Origin of the sequence: Bradyrhizobium sp. CCBAU 21365 (genome assembly GCF_015291305.1) — a bacterium.
In the GTDB taxonomy this organism is placed as follows: domain Bacteria; phylum Pseudomonadota; class Alphaproteobacteria; order Rhizobiales; family Xanthobacteraceae; genus Bradyrhizobium; species Bradyrhizobium elkanii.
Map to the genome: position 1 here is coordinate 170,576 of NZ_CP030036.1, position 25,991 is coordinate 196,566.

At 65.3% G+C, this 25,991-nt stretch carries 27 protein-coding genes; 13 read left to right on the plus strand and 14 right to left on the minus strand.

The genetic code is table 11. From position 1 onward, the window contains the following. Window positions 1-31: 31 nt before the first annotated feature. From XI02_RS00775 to nth, 3 genes are all read right to left on the minus strand, one after another. Window positions 32-1,660 (minus strand): MFS transporter, encoded by a 1,629-nt coding sequence (locus tag XI02_RS00775; protein ID WP_172646221.1) that lies wholly within the window; start codon window positions 1,658-1,660, stop codon window positions 32-34. Next, entirely contained in the window at window positions 1,647-2,798 is a 1,152-nt protein-coding gene (locus XI02_RS00780; RefSeq protein ID WP_172646220.1) for an HlyD family secretion protein, read from the minus strand. Before XI02_RS00780 ends, XI02_RS00775 begins: the two co-directional genes overlap by 14 nt. Before the next feature lie 105 nt (window positions 2,799-2,903). After that, window positions 2,904-3,689: an endonuclease III gene (gene nth, locus XI02_RS00785; RefSeq protein ID WP_172646219.1), complete on the minus strand. Its 786-nt coding sequence runs from the start codon at window positions 3,687-3,689 to the stop codon at window positions 2,904-2,906. Window positions 3,690-3,711: 22 nt separating this feature from the next. Here nth and XI02_RS00790 point away from each other — a divergent pair, with 22 nt between their 5' ends. Together XI02_RS00790 and XI02_RS00795 are read left to right on the plus strand one after the other, a co-directional pair. Then, the gene (locus XI02_RS00790; RefSeq protein ID WP_244980874.1) at window positions 3,712-4,272 is read left to right on the plus strand and encodes a DUF2244 domain-containing protein; all 561 of its coding nucleotides are present in this window, start codon (window positions 3,712-3,714) and stop codon (window positions 4,270-4,272) included. Between the two features lie 108 nt (window positions 4,273-4,380). After that, entirely contained in the window at window positions 4,381-5,277 is an 897-nt protein-coding gene (locus tag XI02_RS00795; protein ID WP_016841513.1) for a bifunctional helix-turn-helix domain-containing protein/methylated-DNA--[protein]-cysteine S-methyltransferase, read from the plus strand. Between the two features lie 131 nt (window positions 5,278-5,408). Here XI02_RS00795 and XI02_RS00800 read toward each other — a convergent pair whose 3' ends face one another. The 8 genes from XI02_RS00800 to dnaK form a co-directional block, all read right to left on the minus strand. Further along, window positions 5,409-6,032, minus strand: a complete 624-nt coding sequence (locus XI02_RS00800) for a 2,3-bisphosphoglycerate-dependent phosphoglycerate mutase (RefSeq protein WP_172646218.1) — start codon at window positions 6,030-6,032, stop codon at window positions 5,409-5,411. 47 nt (window positions 6,033-6,079) lie between these two features. Continuing rightward, a complete protein-coding gene (dapB, locus tag XI02_RS00805) occupies window positions 6,080-6,892 on the minus strand; it encodes a 4-hydroxy-tetrahydrodipicolinate reductase (protein WP_016841511.1) in 813 nt (270 codons plus the stop codon). 71 nt (window positions 6,893-6,963) lie between these two features. After that, window positions 6,964-7,260 carry a DUF1330 domain-containing protein gene (locus XI02_RS00810; protein ID WP_016841510.1) on the minus strand — a complete coding sequence of 99 codons (297 nt, stop codon included), beginning with the start codon at window positions 7,258-7,260 and terminating at the stop codon, window positions 6,964-6,966. Between the two features lie 21 nt (window positions 7,261-7,281). Continuing rightward, window positions 7,282-7,992, minus strand: coding sequence for an orotidine-5'-phosphate decarboxylase (pyrF, locus tag XI02_RS00815; RefSeq protein ID WP_026192051.1), 711 nt, complete (start codon window positions 7,990-7,992; stop codon window positions 7,282-7,284). A gap of 6 nt (window positions 7,993-7,998) precedes the next feature. Then, window positions 7,999-8,577 (minus strand): NADPH-dependent FMN reductase, encoded by a 579-nt coding sequence (locus tag XI02_RS00820; RefSeq protein ID WP_016841508.1) that lies wholly within the window; start codon window positions 8,575-8,577, stop codon window positions 7,999-8,001. Window positions 8,578-8,628: 51 nt separating this feature from the next. Further along, window positions 8,629-9,231: a class I SAM-dependent methyltransferase gene (locus tag XI02_RS00825; protein WP_069279064.1), complete on the minus strand. Its 603-nt coding sequence runs from the start codon at window positions 9,229-9,231 to the stop codon at window positions 8,629-8,631. A 99-nt stretch (window positions 9,232-9,330) separates the two neighbouring features. Continuing rightward, window positions 9,331-10,458: a molecular chaperone DnaJ gene (dnaJ, locus tag XI02_RS00830; RefSeq protein ID WP_018269310.1), complete on the minus strand. Its 1,128-nt coding sequence runs from the start codon at window positions 10,456-10,458 to the stop codon at window positions 9,331-9,333. A gap of 170 nt (window positions 10,459-10,628) precedes the next feature. Beyond that, window positions 10,629-12,530 (minus strand): molecular chaperone DnaK, encoded by a 1,902-nt coding sequence (gene dnaK / locus XI02_RS00835; RefSeq protein WP_026192053.1) that lies wholly within the window; start codon window positions 12,528-12,530, stop codon window positions 10,629-10,631. Between the two features lie 567 nt (window positions 12,531-13,097). On the opposite strand from dnaK, the gene XI02_RS00840 reads away from it, so the two are divergent. The 4 genes from XI02_RS00840 to XI02_RS00855 all read left to right on the plus strand — a co-directional run bounded on the left by XI02_RS00840 (window position 13,098) and on the right by XI02_RS00855 (window position 16,199). Continuing rightward, on the plus strand, window positions 13,098-14,033 hold the full coding sequence (locus tag XI02_RS00840; RefSeq protein ID WP_016841503.1) for a hypothetical protein: 936 nt from the start codon (window positions 13,098-13,100) through the stop codon (window positions 14,031-14,033). Between the two features lie 84 nt (window positions 14,034-14,117). Next, window positions 14,118-14,828 carry a bifunctional nicotinamidase/pyrazinamidase gene (gene pncA, locus XI02_RS00845; RefSeq protein ID WP_069279066.1) on the plus strand — a complete coding sequence of 237 codons (711 nt, stop codon included), beginning with the start codon at window positions 14,118-14,120 and terminating at the stop codon, window positions 14,826-14,828. Between the two features lie 22 nt (window positions 14,829-14,850). Next, complete coding sequence (locus XI02_RS00850; RefSeq protein WP_172646217.1) at window positions 14,851-15,705, plus strand: helix-turn-helix domain-containing protein; 855 nt, start codon at window positions 14,851-14,853, stop codon at window positions 15,703-15,705. 68 nt (window positions 15,706-15,773) lie between these two features. Beyond that, the gene (locus XI02_RS00855) at window positions 15,774-16,199 is read left to right on the plus strand and encodes a VOC family protein (RefSeq protein ID WP_172646216.1); all 426 of its coding nucleotides are present in this window, start codon (window positions 15,774-15,776) and stop codon (window positions 16,197-16,199) included. A gap of 48 nt (window positions 16,200-16,247) precedes the next feature. Here XI02_RS00855 and grpE read toward each other — a convergent pair whose 3' ends face one another. Both grpE and hrcA read right to left on the minus strand, forming a co-directional pair. Beyond that, the gene (gene grpE, locus XI02_RS00860; RefSeq protein ID WP_028341763.1) at window positions 16,248-16,853 is read right to left on the minus strand and encodes a nucleotide exchange factor GrpE; all 606 of its coding nucleotides are present in this window, start codon (window positions 16,851-16,853) and stop codon (window positions 16,248-16,250) included. Window positions 16,854-17,018: 165 nt separating this feature from the next. Continuing rightward, window positions 17,019-18,107, minus strand: coding sequence for a heat-inducible transcriptional repressor HrcA (gene hrcA / locus XI02_RS00865; protein ID WP_016841498.1), 1,089 nt, complete (start codon window positions 18,105-18,107; stop codon window positions 17,019-17,021). 171 nt (window positions 18,108-18,278) lie between these two features. On the opposite strand from hrcA, the gene rph reads away from it, so the two are divergent. From rph to hemW, 3 genes are read left to right on the plus strand one after another with little or no spacing between them, the layout of a single operon-like run. Then, entirely contained in the window at window positions 18,279-18,992 is a 714-nt protein-coding gene (gene rph, locus XI02_RS00870; protein ID WP_016841497.1) for a ribonuclease PH, read from the plus strand. A gap of 11 nt (window positions 18,993-19,003) precedes the next feature. Next, window positions 19,004-19,639: an RdgB/HAM1 family non-canonical purine NTP pyrophosphatase gene (gene rdgB / locus XI02_RS00875; protein ID WP_172646215.1), complete on the plus strand. Its 636-nt coding sequence runs from the start codon at window positions 19,004-19,006 to the stop codon at window positions 19,637-19,639. Continuing rightward, a complete protein-coding gene (gene hemW, locus XI02_RS00880; protein WP_172646214.1) occupies window positions 19,626-20,783 on the plus strand; it encodes a radical SAM family heme chaperone HemW in 1,158 nt (385 codons plus the stop codon). The genes rdgB and hemW overlap by 14 nt, the downstream gene beginning before the upstream one ends. A 309-nt stretch (window positions 20,784-21,092) precedes the next feature. Here the strand turns inward: hemW and XI02_RS00885 are convergent, their stop codons facing one another. Then, a complete protein-coding gene (locus XI02_RS00885; RefSeq protein ID WP_016841494.1) occupies window positions 21,093-22,298 on the minus strand; it encodes a penicillin-binding protein activator in 1,206 nt (401 codons plus the stop codon). A gap of 222 nt (window positions 22,299-22,520) precedes the next feature. Between XI02_RS00885 and rsmI the strand changes: the two genes are divergently transcribed. The 4 genes from rsmI to XI02_RS00905 all read left to right on the plus strand — a co-directional run bounded on the left by rsmI (window position 22,521) and on the right by XI02_RS00905 (window position 25,945). Beyond that, entirely contained in the window at window positions 22,521-23,474 is a 954-nt protein-coding gene (rsmI, locus tag XI02_RS00890; RefSeq protein WP_172646213.1) for a 16S rRNA (cytidine(1402)-2'-O)-methyltransferase, read from the plus strand. Continuing rightward, window positions 23,461-23,847 carry a YraN family protein gene (locus XI02_RS00895; protein ID WP_172646212.1) on the plus strand — a complete coding sequence of 129 codons (387 nt, stop codon included), beginning with the start codon at window positions 23,461-23,463 and terminating at the stop codon, window positions 23,845-23,847. Before rsmI ends, XI02_RS00895 begins: the two co-directional genes overlap by 14 nt. Before the next feature lie 25 nt (window positions 23,848-23,872). Further along, entirely contained in the window at window positions 23,873-24,820 is a 948-nt protein-coding gene (gene gshB, locus XI02_RS00900; protein ID WP_069279071.1) for a glutathione synthase, read from the plus strand. A 153-nt stretch (window positions 24,821-24,973) separates the two neighbouring features. Further along, window positions 24,974-25,945 (plus strand): MBL fold metallo-hydrolase, encoded by a 972-nt coding sequence (locus XI02_RS00905; RefSeq protein WP_016841490.1) that lies wholly within the window; start codon window positions 24,974-24,976, stop codon window positions 25,943-25,945. Window positions 25,946-25,991 lie beyond the last annotated feature (46 nt).

Sequence of the window (25,991 nt, forward strand, 5' to 3'; positions counted from 1 at the left end):
CCGGCGGCGATATCCGCGCCTTCCTCGCAAATCAGGAAGCGGCGGCGCCCAGCCTGCGCATCACGTTCTTCACGAAGCCAAGCGGCGCCGGCGACAAAGGGCCCTGCGGCGCGCGCGTGATGAAGGCGACCAGGACCAGCGCCAGGATCGCAAGCCAGAAGCACAGCCAGAAGCCGTCGATATAGGCGAGCGTGTTGGCCTCGCGCTGCACCAGCGCCGCCAGCGTGCCGACGGCGCGCCCCGTCGCTGTCCCGATGCCGTGGCCGGAAAATTCACCTGCCAGCCGCTTGAGCAGGTTCACGACGTCGATATCGCCGTTCTGCACATGCTGTCCGAGGTAGTTGGAATGGATCTGCTCGCGGACCCGCAGCCAGGTGCCCATCAGCGCGACGCCGATCTCGGCGCCGCCAAGGCGCATGATCTGGATATAGGCCGTGAACGCCGTCGCCCGCGACGGATCGGAATTCGACAGCGCCATGATGATGATCGGCAGCAGCGTGAACGCCTGCCCGATCGACGTGAGCAGGACGATGCCGACGAAATCCTCGCGCGCCCAGACATGGCTCAGCTGCGTGCCCCAGAGATTGGCGGCCGCGAACGCCGAGAAGCCGAGCACCACGACGATACGCGGATCGAGGTGGCGCAGCAGCAAAATCGAGATCGGCACCAGCACGAACATCGGCAGCGCGCCGTAGGTGAACAGCAGCACGCCCGACTGCTCCGGCCGCAGCGCGCCGACAGTGCCGAGGAAGTTCGGCACCAGCGACGAATTCGACAGGCTGGTCAGCGTGTACAGCAGGATGACGATCAGCGAGAGCCCGATATTGCGCGAGAACAGCACGTTGAAATGCGCCCAGGGCCGGCGCGCGACCATCTCGTTGATCATGAAGGCGACGATCAACAGCCCGCCACCGATCAGAAGCGCCATCACCGTGCCCGACGAGAGCCAGTCCAGCCGGTTGCCCTGATCGAGCCCGGCATAGACCATCGACACCCCGGCGCCGAGCAGCAGCATGCCGCCCCAATCGGCATGGTGCAGCAGGTCGCGGTTGACCGGCTCGTTCGGGGTGCCGAGATAGACCATCAGCCCCATCAGCGGCGCGATCACCACGCCCTGCCAATACAGCCACTGCCAGCCGAGATGCTCGACATAGAAACCGACCAGCGAGCTCGACGAGTCGAGCGCGAAGCCGACGCGGATCGAGTACATCGCGACCGCCGGCAGCCACCATCGGATCGGCAAATTGCGCAGGATGATCATCAGCGTCGCCGGCACGAAGGTGCCGAGCAGCATGCCGTGGGCGATGCTGAGCGTGATCAGCATGGTGTAGTCGCGCACGAACGGGATGGTCAGCGAGACCACCGCATAGACCAGGCTCGGAATGCCGAGCACCCGGCGCAGGCCGAACACGGTGGCAAGCCAGGCCACCGCAGGCGCGACGAAGATCTGCGAGCCGATCGCAGCCGTCGAGAGCCAGGCGCCCTCGTCGAAGCTGAGCGAGAACGCACCGCGCAAATCGGGCAGGCCGACCGAGGTCAGGCGGCTGTCGAAATTCGCCAGGAACGCGCCGAGCAGCACGGCGACGACCGCGAACAGCGGATAGCGCGCGACGTCGCCGCGCGAGACCGGACCACGGTCGCGGTCGTCACTTTCCGCCATTGGCGACCGCCTCGCCGGTGTCGATCCGCGTGACGACCGACATGCCCGGCAGCAGGCGCTCGAGCAATGGCTGGCCCTTGTCGAACTGGATACGCACCGGAATGCGCTGCACCACCTTGGTGAAATTGCCTGTGGCGTTATCGGGCGGCAGCAGCGCGAATTGCGATCCGCTCGCCGGTGCGATGCGCTCGACGACGCCGCGCAGCTTCTGGCCGGAGAATGTATCCACCGTTACCTCGACCGGCTGGCCCGGCTTGACGTTGGTCAGCTGGGTCTCCTTGTAGTTGGCGATCACATAGACGTTCGGCAGCGGCACGACATTGATCAGATTAGCGCCGATGTTGACGTAGTCGCCTGGCTGGACCTGGCGTTCGCCGGTGACGCCGTCGAACGGCGCGACGATCTTCGTATAGCCAAGCTTGAGCTTGGCCGATGCCAGCAGCGCCTTGGCGGCGTCGAGGTCGGCGGCACGCTGCTTCTTGGTGCCCTGCAAGACCTCGAGCTGATGGCGCTGCGCCGCTATCACCGCGCGGCTGGCGCGCACGTCGGCCTCCGCCTTGGCGTAGGATGCGGTCGCCTGCTCGAGCCGCTGCCGCGTGCCGGCGTCGGTTTGCGACAACGACTGCTGACGCTCTTCCTCCTGGCGTGCCAGGGTCTGCTGCGCCTCTGCGGACAACCGTGCAGCCTCGGCCTGCGCGATGGTCGCATATTGCAGCTCGACCTGGTTGTTGAGGTTGTCGAGCACGGCCTGGGCACCGACCACGCCGGCCTCGGCCTGCGCCACCTGCGCCTGATAGTCGGCCGGATCGATCTGCACCAGGAGATCGCCGGCCTTGACGCGCTGGAAATCGGAGACGGCGACGGTGAGCACCTCGCCCGACACGCGGCTGGAGAGCTGGGTCAATTCGGCGCGCACATAGGCATCATTGGTGGTCTGGATCGTGGCGCTGCCGACCCAGGCATCCCAGCGACTGGTCGCCACCGCGATGAACACCAGCGCAATGAGCACGGCAAACAGCGGAATCGCGAAACGGCTCCAGAAGCCGCTTGCTACTGATTGCGGCTTGGCTGGTGCTGCCGTTACAGCAGGCGCGGTCTGGCTGGCGGGTGACGGACCATCTTCAACCTGCTCTGCCACACCTCACTCCCTCAATCACGCACCGGAACAGCCGACAAACCTTCGCGCGAACCGGTATCCACTTCGCTCGAAAACGCTCTGATAGCACATGATGGCGATCATGCCTCAGACGGTCTTTTCCGGCCATCGGCAGAGATCATTGATCAGGCACACGTCGCAACGTGGACCACGGGCGAGGCAGGTGTAGCGGCCATGCAGGATCAGCCAGTGATGGGCGTGCAGCATGAACTCGGTCGGGATCACCTTTTCCAATCCCAGCTCGACTTCGAGCGGCGTCTTGCCGGGCGCGAGCCCGGTGCGGTTGCCGACGCGAAACACATGGGTGTCGACCGCCATCGTGTGCTCGCCGAATGCCATGTTGAGCACGACATTCGCGGTCTTGCGGCCGGCGCCGGGCAGCGACTCGATCTCGGCGCGCGTGCGCGGCACCTCGCCGCCGAACTCGGCGATCAGCTTCTGCGAGAGCGCGATGACGTTCTTCGCCTTGTTGCGATAGAGCCCGATAGTCTTGATGTAGTCGCGCACCCTGTCTTCGCCGAGCTCAAGCATCTTCTCCGGCGTGTCGGCGACCGCGAACAGCGCTCGCGTCGCCTTGTTGACGCCGGCATCGGTCGCCTGCGCCGACAGCACCACCGCAACCAGCAGCGTGTACGGGTTGAGGTGCTCGAGCTCGCCCTTGGGCTCGGGATTGGCTTTGCGGAACCGGTCGAAAGCCTCGTAGACCTCCTCCGATGTCCATGGCTTGAGCTTTACGGTTCGCTTGGCGGCCTTCTTGACCGCCTTCTTTGCCCCGGGTTTGGGCAGCAGCCTTGCCGCTTTCGCAGGCTTCCTCTTCGGTGCGGAGCGAACGCTTGACGTGCTGGCGCGTTGAGAGCGGATGATTTTGGCCATGAACCGGATATACTGATACGTCATGACCGCAGGCAACGACTTTGATCCGGGCGAAGACCTCAGGGCCAATGACCTTGCGACTGATGCCGCTGAGGCCGAGCCCAAACTGTTCTCGGCATTGCTGACGCCGCACCGCTCGCTGAATCGCACCGGCTTTATCGTGCTGATGTCGTTCGTCACCGCGGTCAGCTTCATCGCCGGCGCAGTGTTCTGGTGGCTCGGCGCCTGGCCGATCTTCGGCTTCTTCGGCCTGGACGCGCTGGTGATCTATTGGGCGTTCAAGGTCAATTTCCGCACCGCCAAGGCGAGCGAGGAAATCACTGTCACGCCGTCGGAACTGCGGTTGCGCAGGATCAGCCATCGCGGTCATGTGGCGGAATGGGTGCTCAATCCGCTCTGGGTGCGGTTCGAACAGATCTCGCATGAGGAGTTCGGCATCGAGCGACTCTATCTGGTCTCCCGGGGTCGCCGGGTCAGCGTTGGCAGCTTCCTGGGTCCGGACGAAAAGGCCAGTTTTTCCAAAGCCTTGACGGCGGCGCTCAACGCCGCGAAACGCGGCCCGACTTACAACCCCATCGCCTAGGTCTTGTTTGAGCATGATCTTTTCGGAAAACCGGTCTCCACTTTTCCGGATCATGCTTTGTCAGAAATCGGGTGGTTTGGACGCGCCATGGCTCCTAAATCAGACACCATGATGACACTCGCCATACACGACCAGCGCCTGGCCAAGCCAGGCCTCCAGAGCGCCGCGCTGCGCGACTATGACTCGGTTCGGCGCGCCATCGCCTTCATCTCGGAGCATTGGCGCACGCAGCCGACCATCGAGGCGATGGCCGATGCCGCCGCCGTCACGCCGGATGAGCTGCACCATCTGTTCCGCCGCTGGGCCGGGCTGACGCCGAAGGCCTTCATGCAGGCGCTGACCCTGGACCACGCCAAGAACCTCTTGCGCGATTCCGCCAGCGTGCTCGACGCGGCACTCGACTCCGGCCTGTCAGGGCCGGGACGGCTGCACGACCTGTTCGTCACGCATGAGGCGATGTCGCCGGGCGAATGGAAGACCGGCGGCGGCGGCATGACGCTGCGCTACGGCTTCCACCCCTCGCCGTTCGGCACCGCGATCGTGATCGCAACGGATCGCGGGCTCGCGGGGCTTGCCTTCGCCGACCACGGCGACGAGCAGACCGCATTCGCCGACATGAAGCGGCGCTGGCCGAACGCGACCTATGTCGAGGACACCGACGGCACCACCGCATTGGCGCAGCGCGTGTTCGATACAAGGTTGTGGCGGGCGGACCAGCCGCTGCGCGTCGTCTTGATCGGCACCGACTTCGAGGTGCGGGTGTGGGAGACGCTGCTCAAGGTCCCGATGGGCCGCGCGGTCAGCTATTCCGACATCGCCTGCAAGATCAACAGCCCGAAGGCCTCGCGCGCGGTCGGCGCCGCAGTCGGCCGCAATCCGGTGTCGTTCGTGGTGCCCTGCCATCGCGCACTCGGCAAGAGCGGCGCGCTGACCGGCTATCACTGGGGCATCACCCGCAAGCAGGCGATGCTGGGCTGGGAAGCGGGACAAGTGGGATTGCACTAAGCAACCGTTACCCGTCACCCTGAGGAGCGCGAAGCGCGTCTCGAAGGGTCGACGGCCACCAGCCGGGCCGTGCATCCTTCGAGACGCGCTTCGCGCCCCTCAGGATGACGGGTTGAGCGGTTGAGCGTTGTTTAGCCTGCCAGATCGACCTTCGATGCAACGGTGGAATCGGCATTGAGCCGATAGATCACCGGCGCGCCGGTCGCGAGCTCGCGCTTGAGGATCTGCTCCGGCGTCAGCTTCTCCAGCACCATGATCAGCGCGCGCAGCGAATTGCCGTGGGCGGCGATCAGCGTGCGCTGGCCGCGCAGCACGCCGGGCAGGATCTCCTGCACGTAATAGGGCAGCGTGCGCGCCAGCGTATCCTTCAGGCTTTCGCCGCCGGGTGGCGGCACGTCGTAGGAACGGCGCCAGATCAGAACCTGTTCCTCGCCCCACTTCTTGCGGGCGTCGTCCTTGTTGAGGCCGGAGAGTTCGCCGTAATCACGCTCGTTGAGCGCGAGGTTCTTCGTGGTCGGCAAACCGGTCTGGCCGATCTGCTCCAGCATCAGCTTCAGCGTGTGCTGCGCACGGGTGAGATCGGAGGTGAACGCGACATCGAACGACAGGCCCTGCGCCTTCAGTTTGCGGCCGGCCTCCTTGGCTTCGTTGACACCTTGCTCGGTGAGATCCGGGTCCTTCCACCCGGTGAACAGGTTCTTCAGATTCCAGTCGCTCTGACCGTGACGAACGAGCACAAGAAGACGATCACTCATTTCAGATTCCGTTTTCGCTTAGCTGGATTTCATTCCGTCGAGCGGTGTCAGTCGCTCAACCCGAGGACGTCGGCCATCGAATACATGCCGGGCTTCTTGCCGTGCGCCCACAGCGCCGCCTTCAGCGCGCCCTGCGCGAACAGCGCGCGATCTTCCGCATGGTGCGAGAGCGTGATGCGCTCGGAGGGGCCGGCAAAGATCACGCTGTGATCGCCGGCCGCAGTGCCACCGCGCAACGAGGCAAAGCCGATATCGCCCGCGCGTCGCGCGCCGGTCAGGCCGTCGCGGCCGCGCGCCGAATGCTGGTCGAGCGCGATTCCGCGTCCCGCGGCCGCAGCTTCACCGAGCATCAAGGCGGTGCCCGACGGCGCATCGATCTTGGACTTGTGGTGCATCTCGAGAATTTCGATGTCAAAACTCTGGTCGAGCGATTGCGCGACGCGCTTGACGAGCGCGGCGAGCAGATTGACACCGAGGCTCATATTGCCTGATTTCACCACGATGGCGCGGTTGGTTACGCTGCGGATCACCGCATCGTCGGACGGCGACATGCCGGTGGTGCCGATGACGTGAACGAGGCCGCGCTCGGCCGCGATCGCGACATTGGCGATGGTCGCGGCCGGCACGGTGAAATCCAGGATGCCGTCGGCGCCGGCCGACATCGACCACAGATCGGCCGACAGCTTGACGTCATTGGCGGGGAGGCCGGCGAGCACGCCGGCATCCTTGCCGAGCAGCTCCGAGCCCGGCGCTTCCAGCGCACCGACCAGCACCGCCCCCGGGGTCTCGGAAATCACCCGCGTCAGCGTGCGGCCCATCCGGCCGCCGGCTCCCGCAACAATCAGACGCATGTCAGCCATGGCTCACCTCTCCACGCGATATAGCGAGCCAAGGCTGTTCCGGCAACCGAACCGGCCACCCGCGATCAGGGCTACGGGCTGTCGTGCCCCTCAATGATGATGAGGTCGGCAATCGAATGCGGCTGCCGCACCTTGACGTTGGCCTGGTATTCCGGCGACTGGTAGCAAGCGAGCGCGGTCGCGTAATCGGGGAATTCGATCACGACGTTGCGCGAGCGGCTCTGGCCCTCCACGCCGGTGAACTTGCCACCGCGCACAATGAACTTGCCGCCGAATTTCTGGAAGATGGCAGGATTGGCCGCCATGTAGGGCTTGTAGCCCTCCTCATTGTGAACGTCGACGCGTCCAATCCAGTATCCCTTCGCCATCTCTGTTCTCCCTCTTGTTGTTCAGGCAAGCGCCTGGGCGATCTCGGTGTGAATGGCTTCGGCTGCGGCCTTCGGATCGGCGGCTTCCAGCACCGGACGTCCGACCACCAGATAGTCGGCGCCGGCGGCGATGGCGCGGGCCGGCGTCATGATGCGCTTCTGGTCGCCGGTCGCCGAGCCCGCGGGGCGGATGCCCGGCGTCACCAGGTTCATCTGATCGCCGACGATCTTGCGCAAGGCGGCGGCCTCCTCAGGCGAGCTGACGAGGCCGTCGACACCAAGCGCCTGCGCCTGTTTGGCGCGCGCTTCGACGAGATCGGAGACGTTGAGGCGATAGCCCGCCGCATGCAGGTCGGTGTCGTCGTAGGAGGTCAGCACCGTCACCGCGAGGATTTTCAGGCCGGAGCCGGCGCGGGCCTCGACCGCTGCCTTCATGGTCTGCGGGTAGGCATGCACGGTGAGAAAGGTTGCGCCGAGCCCGGCGACGCTTTCGACCCCGCGCGCGACGGTGTTGCCGATGTCGTGCAGTTTCAGATCGAGGAAGACCTTCTTGCCGCTGCCTGCAAGCTGCGTCGCCAGCGAAAGGCCGCCGGCATAACCGAGCTGATAGCCGATCTTGTAGAAGGTGACGGCATCGCCGAGCCGGTCGATCATCGCCTCGGCGCTGGCGACGGACGGCAGATCGAGCGCCACGATCAACCGGTCTCTTGGAGCGATCCTGGCTGGCTGCATGTCACCTCACATCATGCGTTGGGAATGGTCGATCAGCTGCCGCACCAGCGCGCGCATCGTGTCGATGTCGGCCTGGTGCTTCAGATGATCCATATCGTCGTAGGCCTGCTCGGCGAATGACAGCGCGAGCTGGTTCGGGATCACGGTGGCGTGGCACGCCGTCAGGATCAGCCGCAGCGCAGCCAGCGCGCGGGTGCCGCCGAGCCGGTTGCCGGATGCGGCTGAAATCGCGAACGCGCGGCCGTGGAACACCTGACCTCGCACCTCATGCGGATCCTGCACGCGGCTCACCCAGTCGATCGTGTTCTTCACCAGCGCCGGCACCGAGGAATTGTATTCCGGCGTCACGATCAGCACGCCATGATGGGCGCCGATCATCCGCTTCAGATTCACGGCATGCTGCGGCACGCCGGATTTCGCCTGCAGGTCGCCGTCATAGATCGGCAGCGGAAAATCGCCGAGCGAGATGCGGGTGACGTCGGCGCCGGATTGCGCCAGTTCGTACGCCAGCACGGCGGCCAGCTTCGCATTGAGCGAGCCTGACCGAAGCGATCCGGGGATCACGAGGATTTTCAGCGCGGACATTTTGAAATCGCAGGTATTCGTCGCACGCCCGGCGCGACGGGCGCTGGGTGGTTAGCCCTTGCGATACACCCAGACCCGCGCGGGCGGAAGGTTCATCCAGATCCGCTCAGAGGCCTCTGTGGACACGCCCGGCAGCGACTTCGGAATCGGAGGCACCACCGAATAGGTGAACTGAATGAACGGCGCGCCGGGTGCGAGCGCCAGGAAGGCGTCACGGACCAGCCTCAGGCGGGTCAGCATCGGCTTGGTGACGAGCGGCAGGCCGGAGACCACGGCCGAGGCGGGAGATTTCAGCACCTCCCACACAGTATCGCGCAGCGTGTAGGCGTCCCCCTGGACGACCCTGGCCTGCGGATAGCGTTCGCGCAGCAACGCGCAGAAGCCGGGATTGTATTCGACCAGGACGAGACGCTTTTGATCGACGCCGTGCTCGATCAGCGCGTTGGTGATCGCCCCGGTGCCGGGTCCAAGTTCGATGACCGGCCCCTCGGCGTCGCGATCGACATATTGCGCCATGGTGCGGGCGAGCAGCCGTCCGGACGGCATCACCGCGCCCATATGCAGCGGCTTCTCAATCCATGAACGGAGAAATCGAACCTCGTCGTCGAGACGGAGGGGCTTCTTCGACGCACGCACGGACGATTGCAAAGGCATGTCGCTACCAGGCGGGGACCGCACAATCGAGCGGTTGTCAGAAAACAGTCATAAAGACGTATAGGTCGAAGTCGTTACGGTCAAGCATAACGACTGCGGCTAGACGGAGCGATTGCCAAAGAAGTCCTTGACCTTAGAGAAGAAACCCGCTGCCTCCGGCTGGGTTGCGCCGGACGACAGTTTTTCGAACTCCATCAGCAGTTCTTGCTGCTTCTTGGTCAGATTCTGCGGCGTTTCGACCACGACCTGCACATACATGTCGCCGGTCTGGCGCGAACGGAGCACCGGCATACCCTTTGATGCGATGCGGAATCGGCGACTGGACTGGGTGCCGGCCGGCACCTTCACCTTGGTCTTGCCCTTGTCGATGGTCGGCACCTCGAATTCGCCGCCAAGCGCTGCGGTCACCATCGAGATCGGCACGCGGCAGTGCAGGTCGGCGCCGTCGCGCTGGAAGAACTGGTGCGTGGTCAGCGACAGGAAGATGTAGAGGTCACCCGGCGGTCCGCCGCGGACACCGGCCTCGCCTTCGCCGGCGAGACGAATCCGGGTGCCGTCCTCGACGCCCGGGGGAATGTTGACCGACAGCGTGCGCTCGCGCGTCACCCGGCCGGAACCGGCGCAGGAGGTGCAGGCATCCTCGATCATCTGGCCGCGACCCTGACAGCCGGGGCAGGTCCGCTCCAGCGTGAAGAAGCCCTGGGCCTGCCGGACACGGCCGGCGCCGCCGCAATGCGAGCAGGTCTTCGGCTTGGTGCCGGCCTTGGCGCCGGTGCCCGAGCAGGATTCGCAGGTGACCGAGACCGGAATCTCGATCTGCGCGGTCTTGCCCTGGAAGGCCTCCTCGAGCGTGATCTCCATGTTGTAGCGCAGGTCGGCGCCGCGCTCGCGGCCGCCGCCGCGACGCTGCCCGGCCATGCCGAACAGGTCCTCGAAGATGTCGGAGAAGGATGAGGCGAAGCCGGCGCCGAAGCCGGGGCCGCCACCGCCCATGCCCTGCTCGAAAGCGGCATGGCCGAAGCGGTCATAGGCGGCGCGCTTGTCGCCGTCCTTCAGGACCTCATAGGCTTCGTTGATTTCCTTGAACCGGATTTCGCTGTTGGCGTCGCCCGGATTCTTGTCCGGATGCCACTTCATTGCGAGCTTGCGGAAAGCCGATTTGAGCTTGGTCTCGTCCGCGTTCCGCTCAACCTCGAGGGTCTCGTAATAGCAGCGCTTGGTGGACATCCTTCAATTCCGTCCGAAGTACATCGCGATCGCCAAAGATTGCGCTGAGGATCGCGTCAAGGATTGCGCCTGTCTGGAAGATGCAGCGATCGCCTTAAAGAAAAATGACCCCCACTCCTCCGAGACGCGGCGCGTGCTCATTGGTGTGAGGGTCATGATCGCAAATCCGCTTAAGCAGACTTCTTGCTGTTCTTGTCGTCATCGACCTCGGTGAATTCCGCGTCGACAACGTCATCCTTGGCAGCGTCCTTGGCCGCATCGGCCTCGGCCTGCTGCTTGTACATGGCCTCGCCGAGCTTCATCGAAGCCTGCGCCAGCGTGTTGGTCTTGGCCTTGATCGCCTCGGCGTCGTCGCCCTTCAGCGCTTCCTTGAGGTCGCTGACGGCGTCTTCGATCGCGCGGCGCTCGGTGTCGGCGATCTTCGAACCGTGTTCGGCCAGAGCCTTCTCGGTCGAGTGAACCAGACCATCGGCATGGTTCTTGGCGTCGACAGCCTCGCGGCGCTTCTTGTCCTCGGCCGCGTTGACCTCGGCGTCCTTGACCATCTTGTCGATGTCGGCCTCGGACAGACCGCCGGATGCCTGGATCCGAATCTGCTGTTCCTTGCCGGTCGCCTTGTCCTTGGCCGAGACGTTGACGATGCCGTTGGCGTCGATGTCGAAGGTCACCTCGATCTGCGGCATGCCGCGCGGAGCCGGCGGAATGCCCATCAGGTCGAACTGGCCAAGCATCTTGTTGTCGGCCGCCATTTCACGCTCGCCCTGGAAGACGCGGATGGTGACGGCGCCCTGATTGTCTTCGGCGGTCGAGAACACCTGGCTCTTCTTGGTCGGGATCGTGGTGTTGCGGTCGATGATGCGGGTGAACACGCCGCCCAGCGTCTCGATGCCCAGCGACAGCGGGGTCACGTCGAGCAGCAGCACGTCCTTGACGTCGCCCTGCAGCACGCCGGCCTGGATCGCAGCGCCGATCGCGACGACCTCGTCGGGATTGACGCCCTTGTGCGGCTCCTTGCCGAAGAACTGCTTCACGACTTCCTGGATCTTCGGCATGCGGGTCATGCCGCCGACCAGCACCACTTCGCCGATCTCGCCGGCGGTCAGGCCGGCATCCTTCAGCGCCTTGCGGCACGGCTCGATGGTCTTCTCGACGAGGTCGGCCACCAGCGCCTCGAACTTGGCGCGGGTCAGCTTCATCGTCAGATGCTTCGGACCGGTCTGGTCAGCCGTGATGAACGGCAGGTTGATTTCGGTCTGCGTGGTCGACGACAGCTCGATCTTGGCCTTTTCCGCAGCCTCCTTCAGGCGCTGCAAGGCAAGCTTGTCGTTGCGCAGGTTGATGCCCTGCTCCTTCTGGAATTCATCGGCGAGATAGCCGACCAGGCGCATGTCGAAATCTTCACCGCCGAGGAAGGTGTCGCCGTTGGTCGACTTCACCTCGAACACGCCGTCGCCGATCTCGAGGATCGAGACGTCGAAGGTGCCGCCGCCGAGGTCGTACACGGCGATCGTGCCCGACTTCGACTTGTCGAGACCGTAGGCGAGCGCGGCAGCCGTCGGCTCGTTGATGATGCGCAGCACTTCGAGGCCCGCGATCTTGCCGGCGTCCTTGGTGGCCTGACGCTGCGCGTCGTTGAAATAGGCGGGAACCGTGATGACAGCCTGCTCGACCTTCTGGCCGAGATGCGCCTCAGCGGTCTCCTTCATCTTCTGCAGGATGAAGGCCGAGACCTGCGAGGGCGAATAGGTCTTGCCATCGGCTTCGACCCAGGCGTCGCCGTTCGATGCCTTGACGATCTTGTAGGGAACGAGCTTCTTGTCCTTCTCGACCATCGGGTCGTCATAGCGGCGGCCAATGAGGCGCTTCACCGCAAAGAACGTACGCTCGGGATTGGTCACCGCCTGGCGCTTCGCCGGCTGGCCGACGAGGCGCTCGCCATCGTCAGTGAAGGCAACGATCGACGGCGTCGTCCGCATACCCTCGGCATTCTCGATCACCTTGGCGTTCTTGCCATCCATTACGGCGACGCACGAATTCGTGGTGCCGAGGTCGATCCCAATGACCTTACCCATGGTTTTGATATCCTCTTTGCTACGGCAGGTTGGTTGGGCCCTGACGGCGCTCCGTACCGAACCCCCAGACGTTCACATACTCGCGATATTGCGACGGTGAGCCTGATATAGGAGAGAGGGTCCTGCCCGCAAGGACTGGACGCAACGTTGAGGCCTGAAAAGACTGACGTTTGAAAGATTGTGTCAGCCCGGCTGCAGCGCCGGTTCAAGCCCGATCCAAGTTAACAAATCGGCAATGATGCCGCCCGCCGTCGACCGCGAACATCCGCTACACGACGTCCGCGCTGTTGAGTGAACACTCACAAACGTCGTATGCGGGAGCGGCGCACAGGCCGAGGGCGCGCTGTTTGGCCGCTGGCGGCCGATCGTCGGAAACGTCGGGAAACTGGAAAGTGCCAGCCAATCGGGACGAAAAGCCCATGGAATCGGGCCTGCAGGCCCGGAGCGGGGCTTTGGTGGCCTGTTGCAGGGTCATCAAAACCGCTAAAAGCGGTCCGACTGAAAGAGGCCATCCAGCCCTGCACCGGCCCCGTTGCGCGGCCACCAAGCAAAACCGGTAGATCCCCCATGACGCCTTTTCGACTTCTCGTTGCGGTTGCCTTGCTGCTTGCTGCCACCTGTCGTGGCTTTGCCGCCGACGTGGTGTTTCCGCCGGGCGCGCATGTCGGGATGAAGCCGCTGGTGGGCCTCAACCGCGCCAAGTCGTTCATCGGCTTCGAGACCGAGGACCAGGGCGTGAAGGTCTTGATCGCCGATCTGCCCGCGGACGCCTACAACGAGGTCGTAAGCGCCTTCAAGGCCAACCCGGCCGGTAGCGGAAACATCAAGCCGGAGAGCCTCGAGACGCCGGCCGGCCTTGCCTATTACACCGTGGAGAGCGCGCGTGACGGCACCACCAATGTGCGGCGCTATTCGATGATCCTGCCGGGACCGACCTTCTCCGGCTATGTCGCGGTGCAGGTGCCGGAGAACGCGAGCAAGATCTACACCGACGACGCCGTGCGGCAGATGTTCGCCACCGCCCAGATCCGCAACGAGGTGCCGGTCGACGAACAGCTCGGCATGATGCCGTTCAAGGTCACCGAGCTCAGCAGCTTCAAGAATGTCCGCATGCTGGCGCCGGGCGCGGCGCTGCTGATGGCCGACGGCGACGACAGGGGCCTTGAGACCAAGCCCTTCATGCTGCTTGGCATCATCGGTTCGGCCCCGGCCACACCGGATGATCGCGGCCGCTTCGCCCAGCAGATCGCCACCACGATCCCCGGCGTGCGCGACGGGCGGATCACCATGTCCGAACCGATCCGGATCGACGGCCAGCCCGGCTTCGAGACGCGCATCGACGCGGTCAGCGGCAAGGACAACACCCCGGTGACCATCGTGCAGTGGCTGCGGTTCGGCGCGCAAACATCGATGCGCATCATCGGCAGCTCCCCGCGCACCGATTGGGAAAAGGCCTTCCCGCGCTTCCGCGCGGTGCGCGACGGCATCCAGCCGCGCGGCTGACAGGCCCGCCGAAAAATCGGACTTTCGCAGCTCCACGAACGGAACTAGCCTCCTCGCACGGTTATCGGAGCGAGGAGGGGCGCGATGTTGGATCGACGACAGGTCGTTGCAGGACTCGGTACGCTGGCGCTTGCCGCGCTGGTTCCAAAACATCTCTGGGCGGCTGCGATCAAGCCCGACGATAGCTCCGCGCTGCTCGTGATCGACGTCCAGAACTGCTTCCTGCCCGGCGGCAGCCTCGCGGTGAAGGACGGCGAGCAGGTGGTGCCGGTGATCAACAAGATCGCCAAGAGCTTTGCCAATGTGGTGATGACGCAGGACTGGCACACGCCCGGACACATCTCCTTTGCCTCGACCCATTCCGGCAAGAAGCCGTTCGAGATCGTCGACCTTGCCTATGGCAAGCAGGTGCTGTGGCCCGACCACTGCGTCCAGGGTACCGATGGCGCTTCGCTGTCGAAGGATCTCGCGATCCCGCAGGCCGAGCTGATCATCCGCAAGGGTTTTCACAAGGACGTCGACAGCTACTCCGCCTTCACCGAGGCCGACGGCAAGACCACCACCGGGCTCGCCGCCTATCTGAAGGCGCGCAACGTCGAACGGGTTTTCGTGGCCGGGCTCGCTACCGACTTCTGCGTCGCATGGACCGCGCTCGATGCGCGCAAGGCCGGCTTCGAGACCTATGTGGTGGAAGATGCCTGCCGCGGCATCGACACCCAGGGATCGCTCGCCAAGGCCTGGGACGACATGGCCAAGGCCGGCGTCAAGCGCATCCAGTCCTCGGATATCGCGTGAGGCGCTGACTCGCGAGATCCGCATGGCCGCGTCTGCGTCACCCCTGGCATTCGATCTCGCGCAGCGCCTGCCATCGCCGCGCCTGGCGGGCCTGATCGTCCGGATCACCGGTTATCGCGAGACCGCGACGGGCCGGTTCGCACAACGGCAGACCGCGCCGCTGATCGTCCCGCTGATCATCAGTTTCGGCTCGCCGTTCCTGATCGCGCTGTCGCGCGAGCCCAGTGCGGCCGATCGTCAGCTCAGCTTCGCCGCCGGCCTGCATGCCGGGCCGGTTTACATCGAGTCCGACGGTCGCGCCGCCTGCGTACAAGTGGATTTCACCCCGCTCGGCGCCTACAGCTTCTTCGGCGGCGCCGTGACCGACCTGGTCGGGCGCATGGTCGATATCGACGATGTGCTGGGCCATGATGGCCGTCGTCTGCGCGAGCAGCTCGGCGCCGTGACGTGCTGGCAGCGCCGCTTCGACCTGATCGAGGCGTTCGTGCTGCGCCGCGCCGGCCGCATGCCATCTCCCGAAGTCGCGTTCGCCTATCGAAAGCTGGCGCGTTCGGCCGGCGCTATCAGCATCACGGCACTGGCCGACGAGATCGGCTGGAGCCGCAAGCATCTGGCCAGCCGGTTTCGGTCCGAGCTCGGCCTCGCCCCCAAATCGCTGGCGCGCATGATGCGGTTTCACCGGGCGAGCCGGCTGGCACAAAGCCAAGCCGCGCTTGGCTGGGCGGGGATCGCGGCGGAAAGCGGCTATGCCGACCAGGCCCATCTCGCCCGCGAGTTCGTCGAATTCGCAGGCGAACCGCCAACCGCTTGGGCGCGCCGCCAGGCGCTGACCGACCGCCGGCTGGTTCACGCCGGCGATGGGCTGGCGGACTGGTAACAAACCTTCAAGCCGACGCCGCGCTGCCTCGTGCAGGATGGCGCCGTCAGCCAAGGAGGTGAGCGACCATGACGCACGACATCGAACCGCCCCGCATCTACCCGACCCTGCGCTGCAAGGACGCCGAGGCGATGACCAATTGGCTTACGACGGTGCTTGGGTTCACCGAACGCGTCGTCTACCGCGATGGCGGCGTGATCCATCACGCCGAACTCGCCTATGGTTCCTCGATGCTGATGCTGGGCCAGGGCCGTGACGATGCATATGGCAGGCTGGTCGGCGACCTCGACAACCGCCGCACGGACTCGATCTATATCGCCGTCGACGATCCCGATGCGCTGCACGCGAAGGTCAAGGCCGCCGGCGCAAAGATCGAGATGGACCTGCGCGACACCGACTATGGCAGCCGCGACTTCGCCTGCCGCGATCCGGAGGGAAATCTCTGGAGCTTCGGCACCTATTGGCCGAAGGCGCACGAGAAGCCGCGGCCGTGACCCGGCGCAATCCGCCAGCTCACAAACGGGCAGCCGGGATCGGACAGATCAGGCGGTGATGTCGGCGGTCGGGGCGGCCTTGGCGCCGCCCTTGGAGACGCCGACCAGTGCCGGACGCAGGATGCGCTCGCCGATCATGTAACCGGCCTGCACGACCTGCACCACGGTGCCCGACGGCACCGACGGATCAGGCACCTCGAACATCGCCTGCTGGAAGTTCGGATCGAACTTCTCGCCGATCGGGTCGAACTTCTTGACGCCGTTCTTCTCCAGCGCGTTGAGCAGCGAACGTTCGGTCAGCTCGACGCCTTCGATCAGCGCCTTCAGGCCGGGATCGGCGGCTTCCTTGGTCTCGGCCGGCACCGCATCGAGCGCACGCTGCAGGTTGTCGGCGATGTCGAGCACGTCGCGGGCAAAGCCGGTGATGCCGTAGGTCTTGGCGTCGGCGACCTCGCGGCGGGTGCGCTGACGGAGATTCTCCATCTCGGCCAGCGTGCGCAGCGTGCGGTCGCGCGCCTCGGCGAGTTCCTTGGTCAGCGCCTCTGCCGATCCGGCCTCGGGCTCGTCAGGCATGATGTAGGGCTTCGAGACCACGGGCTCACCCGTCGGCGCCGAATTCTCGGTGTTGTCATTGGCCCGGTTCGGATCGGTCATGGCTTGCCTTCTCGAAAACTCGCGTCGGTTCAAATCTTGGGGATTGCTTGCCGGGATATCGTGCTTTGGGCGGCGAAAATCAAGCGCAACATACCGGTCTCGGGAACTGGGATCTCCGGCTTGGGTGAAGAAAACCCGTCAAATGAAAGCGAAATCGCCCTCCGGTCAGCCGCCCAGCATCTTGCTGACGATGCGCGCGGCATAATCGACGGTCGGGATCACCCGCGCATAGTTCAGCCGCGTCGGTCCGATCACGCCGAGGACGCCCACGATCCGGCCCTGGGCGTCGCCGTAGGGCGCGATGATGGTCGAGGAACCCGACAGCGAGAACAGCTTGTTCTCCGAGCCGATGAAGATCCGCACACCCTCGCCGCGTTCGGCGCGGCCGAGCAGATCGATCACGCCGCGCTTGGTTTCGAGATCGTCGAACAGCGACTTGATGCGCTCGAGATCGTCGAGCGCATGCAGGTCCTCGAGCAGATTGGCGTGACCGCGCACGATCAGCTGGCGGTCCTCGTTCTCGCCGCCGGACCAGCTCGCGATACCCGCCGCGACCACCTTTTGCGTGAGCTGATCGAGCTCGGCGCGGTTTTGCGTCAATGCCGTCTCGAGCTCGAGCCGCGCTTCAGCCAGCGTCCGGCCGCGGATCCGCGCATTGAGGAAGTTGGTCGCTTCGGTCAGGGCAGAGGATGGAACACCCGGCGGCAGCGCCAGCACGCGGTTTTCGACCTGGCCGTCTTCGCCGACCAGCACGACCAGTGCCTTCTCCGGCTCCAGCCGCACGAACTCGATGTGCTTCAGCCGCGCATTCGACTTTTGCGTCAGCACCACCGCCGCGGCGCGGGTCAGTCCCGACAGCCGCGTCAAGGCTTCGCCAAGCGCGGCCTCGACGGATTGCGCGCGGCCGACGGCCGCAAGCTGGGTCTGGATCGATTGGCGCTCGGCCTCGGTGAGGTCGCCGACCTGCATCAGCGCATCGACGAAGAAGCGCAGCCCGAGTTCGGTGGGTAACCGGCCGGCGGAGGTATGCGGCGCATAGATCAGGCCGAGCTGCTCGAGATCCGACATCACGTTGCGGACCGAGGCCGGCGACAGAGGTAATGCGATCAGGCGCGAGATGTTGCGCGAACCGACCGGCTCGCCGGTCGCGAGATAGCTTTCGACGATTTGACGAAAAATGTCGCGCGAACGCTCGTTGAGCTGGGCGAGCCCGGCATGCGGCGCGATCAGGCCAATCGGATCGTGGTGAGTCACACTCCAGTCCCTCACAATTACTGCATAATTTGTCGATCCGGGAGGCCGATGACAAGCATGCATTCGGCCCCGTCGTACCGGACCATACCGGGGGCCGAAAACCCTTGCCGCTGCCCCTTCCCCCTCCTACAAGCACGGCCAGCCAATTTTCTCGGATTTCTGGAGGATTTCATGCGGCCAAGCCGCCGTGCACCCGATGAACTGCGTCCCGTGTCGCTGGAACGCGGCGTCGTCAAATATGCCGAGGGTTCCTGCATGGTGAAGTTCGGCGACACCCATGTGCTGGTGACCGCCACGCTGGAAGAGCGGTTGCCGCCGTGGCTGAAGGGCCAGGGCCGCGGCTGGGTCACCGCCGAATACGGCATGCTGCCGCGTGCCACCCTGGAACGCACCCGCCGCGAGGCCTCGGCCGGCAAACAGGGCGGCCGGACGGTCGAGATCCAGCGGCTGATCGGCCGCTCGCTGCGCGCGGCCGTCGATCTCGAGGCGCTCGGCGAGCGTCAGATCACGGTCGATTGCGACGTCATCCAGGCCGACGGCGGCACCCGCACCGCCTCGATCACCGGTGCCTGGGTGGCGCTGGCCGACTGCATCAACTGGATGAAGACCCGCAACATGCTGAAGACCAATGTGTTGCGCGACAACGTGGCGGCGATCTCCTGCGGCATCTACCAGGGCACGCCGGTGCTCGATCTCGACTATGCCGAGGATTCCGAGGCCGACACCGACGCCAATTTCGTCATGACCGGCGACGGCCGGATCATCGAGGTGCAGGGCACCGCCGAGAAGACGCCGTTCTCGGAAGGCGAGTTCCTGGCGCTGATGGCGCTGGCGCGCAAAGGTGTCGCGCGTCTGGTCGACTTGCAAAAGATCGCGGTGGCGTAGTCAGATTGGTTATGCATCGCCGAATCACCGGAAGGCTCGTCATCGCCACCCATAATCCCGGCAAGCTTGCCGAGATGCGGGAACTGCTGGCGCCGCACGGCGTGGAGGTGGTGTCGGCCGGCGAGCTTGACCTCACCGAGCCCGAGGAGACCGGCGACAGTTTTCGCGCCAACGCGGCGATCAAGGCGATCGCGGCGGCGAAGGCGACCGGACTGCCCGCCTTCGCCGACGATTCCGGCATCGTGGTCAACGCGCTCGACGGCGCACCCGGGATCTACTCGGCGCGCTGGGCCGGCGAGGGCAAGGACTTCATGGCGGCGATGACGCGGATCGAGCGGCTGCTGCAGGAACGCGGCGCCACCGCACCGGACCGGCGCAAGGCACATTTCGTGTCGGCGTTGTGCGTGGCCTGGCCCGACGATCATCTCGAAGAGGTCGAGGCCCGCGTCGATGGAACCCTGGTCTGGCCGCCGCGTGGCACTGCCGGCTTTGGCTACGATCCGGCCTTCCTGCCCGACGGTTACACGCGGACCTTCGGCGAGATGACCAGCATCGAGAAGCACGGCCTGCCGCCGCTCGGGCTCGGCCTGTCGCATCGCGCCCGCGCCTTCGTGAAGCTCGCGGAGATCTGCCTTGAGCCACGCTGACCGAGAAGCCTTCGGCGTCTACGTGCACTGGCCGTTCTGCCTGTCGAAATGCCCGTATTGTGATTTCAACAGCCACGTGCGGCATGCGCCCGTCGACGAGGAGCGCTTCGTGCGCGCGTTCGCCCGCGAGATCGAGACGACGGCCGCGCGCGTGCCGGGGCGGCAGGTGTCCTCGATCTTCCTCGGCGGCGGCACGCCGTCGTTGATGCAGCCGCAGACCGTCGGTGCCGTGCTCGATGCGATCGGCAAGCACTGGCAGGTCTCGCGCGATGTCGAGGTCACGCTCGAGGCCAATCCGACCAGCGTCGAGGCGACGCGCTTTCGCGGCTATCGCGCAGCCGGCGTCAACCGCGTCTCGCTCGGCGTGCAGGCGCTCGATGACGCCTCGCTGAAGGCACTGGGCCGCCTGCACACCGCACGCGAGGCGCTCGACGCGGTCGCGATCGCGCGCGCTGCGTTCGACCGCTATTCGTTCGATCTGATCTATGCCCGCCCCGATCAGACGCCGCGGATGTGGGCCGATGAACTGAAGCAGGCGATCTCGGAAGCGGCCGAGCATCTGTCGCTCTACCAGCTCACGATCGAGGAAGGCACGCCGTTCTTCGGGCTGCATGCCGCCGGCAAATTGCAGACGCCGGATGAAGCGACCGCGCGCGCGCTCTACGACGTGACGCAGGAGGTCTGCGCCCGCGAAGGATTGCCGGCCTATGAGATCTCCAACCACGCCCGCACCGGCGCGGAGTGCAAGCACAACCTCGTCTACTGGCGCGGTGAGGAATATGCCGGCATCGGCCCCGGCGCGCATGGCAGGCTCGACATCGATGGCGTCAGGCACGCGACCGCGACCGAGCGGCGCCCCGAGGCCTGGCTGTTGAACGTCGAGGAGCGCGGCCACGGCGTCGTTTCCGATGACAGCCTCAACAGCGAAGAGCGCGCCGACGAATTTCTCCTGATGGGGCTGCGGCTCGCCGAAGGCATCGATCCCAAGCGCTATGCGAAGCTCTCGGGCCGAAAGCTCGACCCGCACCGCATCGCGATGCTGCGCGAGGAAGGCGCGATCGCCGTCGATGCCGACGGACGGCTGCGCGTCACGAAGTCGGGATTTCCGGTGCTCGACGCGGTGGTCGCGGATCTCGCCGCCTAGACTGAAGCGCGATGAGATTAGGTTGAGCTGGAACGGCGTCGAAATTTCACCTCTCCCTTGGGAGAGGTCGATTTGCGCAGCAAATCGGGTGAGGGGTTACGGTCTATCGAGAGAGCAAGAGCCCTCACCCGGATTGCTTTGCAATCCGACCTCTCCCCGACGGGGGAGAGGTGAACTGAACCCGCGGCAAGCCGATTCAACCAAAAATCATCCCGCTCTGGGTGCACGGCGCCAAAATATCGAAAACAACCCCATGCACAGTAGCCGGCGGGCGCTTTAAAGCGATTTCAGGCCGACGCCTGACGAAAATCAAGCGCCAAAACTCTTCGGCGAGCCTGCGACCGGCGTGCTGCCGCCTGAGGCCACCTTCATGACCGCAAGGCCGCGCTCATTGGTGCCGTCGGAGCGGAAGCGGAACAGACCGTCGATGCCGGCAAAGCCGGACGGATTGGTCAGCGTCTCCGGCGCAAAGCGCTGCGCGCCTTGCGTGCGCGCGAGCGCCGCCATCAGCGCCACGGCATCATAGGCGAGCGTCGCGGTGCGCACCGGCTCGCCGCCATATTTGCTGCGGTAGCGGCCGGCGAAGCTGCGGAAGCCGGACGGATCGGGCGCGGCGTAGAGGCCGCCCTGCAAGACCGGGCTCGCGAACACCCGCGGATTGTCCCACAGCCCGGTGCCGAGCAGCTGGATGTTGCGCAGATTGGCGCCGGCTGCGGTCAAGGCATCGGCGGTCGCGACCACCGAATCGCCATCGTCGGCGATCAGCAGCGCGTCGGCCTGGCCGAGCGCCTGCGCCACGGTTCGCGCCGGCGTCGCGCGATCGGCGCCATATTTCTCGAATGCGACGACGCGGCCGTTCTTGCGGCCGACCGCCTGCTTGAACGCGGCCTCGACCACGTTGCCATAGGCATTGTCCGGCACCATCGCGGCGAACGAGCGCTTTCCGATCCCCGCCGAGTAGTCGACGATGCGATTGATGTCGGATTCCGGCAGGAAGCTCAGCAGATAGACGCCGCGCCCGGCGACGCTCGAATCGGTGGAGAACGCGATCACCGAGGTTCCGCGCGGCCGCGTCAGCTGCGCGACGGCCGGCACCGAGCCTGCGAACAGCGGTCCCAGAATGATTTCGGCGCCTTCGGACAGGGCCTGCTGGGCACCCTGCGATGCGCCCTGCGGGCTGCCGCCATCGTCCTTGATCAGGAGCTGGATGTTCGGGTTCTGAAATTCCGCCAGCGCCATTTCGGCCGCGTTCCGCATCGACTGGGCGGCAAGCCCGGCATTGCCGGAAGCCGACAGCGGCAGGATCAGCCCGATCTTGACCTGCCCGGTGCCGACCGCCTGCGGCTGCTGCTGCGGACCGGCAGGACCGCCTTCCTGGTTGCCGCTAGAAAACTGGCTCAAGCTCTGCTGCACGCCGGAACAGGCCGTCAGCAGCGGCGCGCCCACGATGAGGCCGAGCGCGGTCCGCCGGGTGGCGCCCGACGGCGGGGACTTGCGGTAATGCGGGCCTTCCATCGTCTCTCTTCTCTTGGCCGACCGTGATCAGCCAGGACTCCATCCAGCTCTGATGAGGCGGGTGGATTCAGGCATATTCTCGGCGAATAGTTAACTAAAACAAAAGGATTATGGCCCCGCGGCGCCCTTGCCGCGGCCTCCATTCCCCTCCCCTCAGGCAGCGTTCCGTCACCGCCCTTTGCGGATGTGGCGCTAGCGCCGCCATCCCTCTAGATTGGCATTATGCGCGCAAAAGCCAGTTCCCTCCACCATTCGGATGCCACGACGGGCGCTGCCGCCAAAACCTTTTCGATCGGCGGCCAGCAGCTGGCCGCGCCAAGGGCCGCACCCGGGCTCCATCTGGTCGCGACCCCGATCGGAAATCTCGCCGACATCACCCTGCGCGCGCTGGAAACGCTGGCCGGTGTCGACGTCATCGCCTGCGAGGACACAAGGATCACCCGCCGGCTGACCGAGCGTTATGCGATCGCCGCCGAGCTCGCGCTCTACCACGAGCACAACGCGGCGCAGGCCCGTCCCAAGATCCTGGAGCGCCTGGCGCAGGGCGCCGCGATCGCGCTGGTTTCCGACGCCGGCACGCCGCTGATCTCCGATCCCGGATTCAAGCTGGTGCGCGAGGTCTGCGCCGCCGGGCATGCCGTGATCGCGGTGCCGGGGCCATCGTCGGTGCTGACCGCGCTGTCGGTCGCGGCATTGCCGACCGACCGGTTTTTCTTCGAGGGATTTTTGCCCGCGAAGGAGCACGCGCGCCGCGCACGGCTCAATGAGCTCGCCCGGATCGATGCGACGCTCGTGATGTTCGAATCGGGCAACCGCGTGCAGGACACGCTGCGTGATCTCGCCGCGATCATGGCCGGCCGCGATGCCGCGATCTGCCGCGAGCTGACCAAGCTGCACGAGGAGGTCACGCGCGCGCCGGTCGCCGAGCTGGCGGCCAGCGCGGACGCGCTGGAAACACGCGGCGAGTTCGTGCTGGTCATCGGACCGCCGGCCGATGATGCCGGGGTGATGGACCAGGATAAACTCGACGATCTGCTGCGGGCGCAGCTCGCCCGCGGCAGCGTCAAGGACGCGGTCGCCCATGCGGTCGAACTGTCGGGCCGGCCGCGCCGCGAGGTCTATGCCCGCGCCCTCGAGCTTGCGAAGACCACCGGGGACGGCAATGGCGAAGACTGACAGCGCCTCGCCGGAGCGCGTCGCGGCGTTCCGGACCGGTATCTCGGCGGAGAGCCGCGCCGCAGCCCTCCTGATCGCCAAGGGCTATCGCATCCTGGCACGACGCTTTCGCACCCCCTTTGGCGAGATCGACCTGGTGGTGCGCCGGCGCAACTTGCTGGCCTTCGTCGAGGTCAAGGCCCGTGCCAGCCTCGACGACGCCGCCTATGCGGTGACGCCGCGGCAGCAGCTGCGCATCATCAATGCCGCCCAGGCCTGGCTGATGGCGCATCCCGAACATGCCGAATTTGACCTCAGATTCGACGCCGTGCTGATTGCGCCGAAGAGCCTGCCGCGCCATCTGTTAGCGGCATTCGACGCCAGCTCTGATTAACCTCAAGACCTCGCGGGACACGCTTATGAAATTGAAGATCGCCGTCCAGATGGATCCCATCGCGCGCATCAATATCCGCGGCGATTCGACCTTCGCGCTGCTGCTCGAGGCGCAGAAGCGCGGCCACGGCATTTCCTACTACACGCCCGACAAGCTGTCGCTGCGCGGCGAGGAGCTGGTGGCGCCGGTGCAGCCTCTCACCGTGCGCGACGAGGTCGGCGATCACTTCATACTGGGCGAGGCGAAGCGCGAGCCGCTCAACGGCTTCGACGTCGTGCTGCTGCGGCAGGATCCGCCGTTCGACCTCGCCTACATCACCTCGACCCATTTGCTCGAGCGCATCCATCCGAAGACGCTGGTCGTCAACAACCCGGCCAGCGTGCGCAACGCGCCGGAAAAGCTGTTCGTGATGAATTTCCCGCAGCTGATGCCGCCGACCCTGATCTCGCGCGATCTCGACGAGATCAACGCATTCCGCGACCAGCACGGCGCCGTCGTCATGAAGCCGTTGCACGGCCATGGCGGCGCCGCCGTCTTCCGCGTGATGCCGCAGGACATGAATTTCGGCTCGCTGTTCGACATGTTCTCCGTCACCTTCAAGGAGCCCTGGGTGATCCAGCGCTTCCTCCCCGAGGTGAAGCATGGCGACAAGCGCATCATCCTGGTGGATGGCGAGTTCGCCGGCGCCGTCAACCGCGTGCCGGCAGCGGACGATCTGCGCTCCAACATGGTGCGCGGCGGCGCGGCCAAGGCGACCGAGCTCTCCGATCGCGAGCGCGAAATCTGCGCCACCGTTGGGCCCTCGTTGCGCGAACTTGGTCTGATGTTCGTCGGCCTCGACGTGATCGACGGCAATTTGACCGAGATCAACGTCACCTCGCCGACCGGCATCCGCGCAATCCAGCGGCTCAATGGCCCCGACGTCGCGGCGATGATCTGGGATACCATCGAGAAGAAGCGCGCCGCCAAGTAACCCTCCCTTGTGCGCCGCACATGCGTTCACCTTATTCTTCTTGCCAGCTTGCGCGGGCGAGGGCAGCATCCTCTTGCCTGCGTCAGGTCAAGCGGCGGGTCAACGCGCGGGCAACAACGCGAAAATATCATAAAAATTGTGGAGGAAGACGTTATGACGCTCAATGTCTCACGACGATCCTTGCTCGCGCTCGGTGCCGGTCTCGGCGCCAGTACCCTGCTCGGGGGCACCGCACAGGCACGCGCGCCGAAGCTCGGCACGCAGACACCCTATTGGCACCGCTTCATGCTCGGCGAAGCCGAAGTGACCGTCGTATCCGACGGGCCGCTTCCGCTCGGCGACCCCTCCGGCACCTTCACCGGTGTGCCGAAGGAGGAGGTGAAGAAGATGCTCTCCGACAACTTCCTCTCGCCCGACAATGTCGTGCTCGAGCAGAATTCGCCGATCGTCAACACCGGCGACAAGCTGATCCTGTTCGATACCGGCATGGGCACCTCGAAGGCCTTCGGTCCGACCACCGGCCGGCAGCAGAAGAGCATGAAGGAAGCCGGCATCAAGCCGGAAGACATCGACGCCGTTGTGCTGTCGCACGCGCATATCGACCATATCGGCGGCATTGTCGGCGCCGACGACAAGCCGCTGTTTCCGAATGCGCAGTACTACATCGCCCAGAGCGATCTCGAGTTCTGGACCGACGAAGGCAAGATGGGCAGCCCGTTGAAGGATTTCATCGTGCATGCCCGCAAGAACCTGCTGCCGGTGCGCGACCGCATCGTGTTCTTCAAGGACGGCCAGGAATTCCTGCCCGGCGTGACGGCGATCGCAGCGCCCGGCCACACCGTGGGCCACACCATCTTCATGGTGAGCTCGGGCGGCAAATCCTTCGCCTTCCTCGGCGACCTGTCGCATCACGCGGTGCTGCTGCTGGAGCGTCCGCGGATGGAGTTCTCCTACGACACCGATCCGAAGCAGGCGGCGAACTCGCGGGTCAAGCTGCTGGAGATGCTGGCCGCGAACAAGACCGCCGTGATGTCCTATCACTTCGCCTGGCCGGGCTACGGCCACGTCGCCAAGGTCGGCGAAGGCTTCCACTACTATCCAGAGCCGATGCAGATGAACCTGTGACGGACTGATTGCGAAGACGGACTGCCTCGGGAGCGGCCGCCGCCGC

Excerpts from the sequence above, each read along its gene's own strand:
- XI02_RS00775 (WP_172646221.1), bottom strand. The coding sequence starts at position 1,660 with ATGGCGGAAAGTGACGACCGCGACCGTGGTCCGGTCTCGCGCGGCGAC.
- nth (WP_172646219.1), bottom strand. The coding sequence starts at position 3,689 with ATGGCCAAAATCATCCGCTCTCAACGCGCCAGCACGTCAAGCGTTCGC.
- XI02_RS00790 (WP_244980874.1), top strand. The coding sequence starts at position 3,712 with ATGACCGCAGGCAACGACTTTGATCCGGGCGAAGACCTCAGGGCCAAT.
- XI02_RS00795 (WP_016841513.1), top strand. The coding sequence starts at position 4,381 with ATGATGACACTCGCCATACACGACCAGCGCCTGGCCAAGCCAGGCCTC.
- XI02_RS00800 (WP_172646218.1), bottom strand. The coding sequence starts at position 6,032 with ATGAGTGATCGTCTTCTTGTGCTCGTTCGTCACGGTCAGAGCGACTGG.
- dapB (WP_016841511.1), bottom strand. The coding sequence starts at position 6,892 with ATGGCTGACATGCGTCTGATTGTTGCGGGAGCCGGCGGCCGGATGGGC.
- XI02_RS00810 (WP_016841510.1), bottom strand. The coding sequence starts at position 7,260 with ATGGCGAAGGGATACTGGATTGGACGCGTCGACGTTCACAATGAGGAG.
- pyrF (WP_026192051.1), bottom strand. The coding sequence starts at position 7,992 with ATGCAGCCAGCCAGGATCGCTCCAAGAGACCGGTTGATCGTGGCGCTC.
- XI02_RS00820 (WP_016841508.1), bottom strand. The coding sequence starts at position 8,577 with ATGTCCGCGCTGAAAATCCTCGTGATCCCCGGATCGCTTCGGTCAGGC.
- XI02_RS00825 (WP_069279064.1), bottom strand. The coding sequence starts at position 9,231 with ATGCCTTTGCAATCGTCCGTGCGTGCGTCGAAGAAGCCCCTCCGTCTC.
- dnaJ (WP_018269310.1), bottom strand. The coding sequence starts at position 10,458 with ATGTCCACCAAGCGCTGCTATTACGAGACCCTCGAGGTTGAGCGGAAC.
- dnaK (WP_026192053.1), bottom strand. The coding sequence starts at position 12,530 with ATGGGTAAGGTCATTGGGATCGACCTCGGCACCACGAATTCGTGCGTC.
- XI02_RS00840 (WP_016841503.1), top strand. The coding sequence starts at position 13,098 with ATGACGCCTTTTCGACTTCTCGTTGCGGTTGCCTTGCTGCTTGCTGCC.
- pncA (WP_069279066.1), top strand. The coding sequence starts at position 14,118 with ATGTTGGATCGACGACAGGTCGTTGCAGGACTCGGTACGCTGGCGCTT.
- XI02_RS00850 (WP_172646217.1), top strand. The coding sequence starts at position 14,851 with ATGGCCGCGTCTGCGTCACCCCTGGCATTCGATCTCGCGCAGCGCCTG.
- XI02_RS00855 (WP_172646216.1), top strand. The coding sequence starts at position 15,774 with ATGACGCACGACATCGAACCGCCCCGCATCTACCCGACCCTGCGCTGC.
- grpE (WP_028341763.1), bottom strand. The coding sequence starts at position 16,853 with ATGACCGATCCGAACCGGGCCAATGACAACACCGAGAATTCGGCGCCG.
- rph (WP_016841497.1), top strand. The coding sequence starts at position 18,279 with ATGCGGCCAAGCCGCCGTGCACCCGATGAACTGCGTCCCGTGTCGCTG.
- rdgB (WP_172646215.1), top strand. The coding sequence starts at position 19,004 with ATGCATCGCCGAATCACCGGAAGGCTCGTCATCGCCACCCATAATCCC.
- XI02_RS00885 (WP_016841494.1), bottom strand. The coding sequence starts at position 22,298 with ATGGAAGGCCCGCATTACCGCAAGTCCCCGCCGTCGGGCGCCACCCGG.
- rsmI (WP_172646213.1), top strand. The coding sequence starts at position 22,521 with ATGCGCGCAAAAGCCAGTTCCCTCCACCATTCGGATGCCACGACGGGC.
- XI02_RS00895 (WP_172646212.1), top strand. The coding sequence starts at position 23,461 with ATGGCGAAGACTGACAGCGCCTCGCCGGAGCGCGTCGCGGCGTTCCGG.
- gshB (WP_069279071.1), top strand. The coding sequence starts at position 23,873 with ATGAAATTGAAGATCGCCGTCCAGATGGATCCCATCGCGCGCATCAAT.
- XI02_RS00905 (WP_016841490.1), top strand. The coding sequence starts at position 24,974 with ATGACGCTCAATGTCTCACGACGATCCTTGCTCGCGCTCGGTGCCGGT.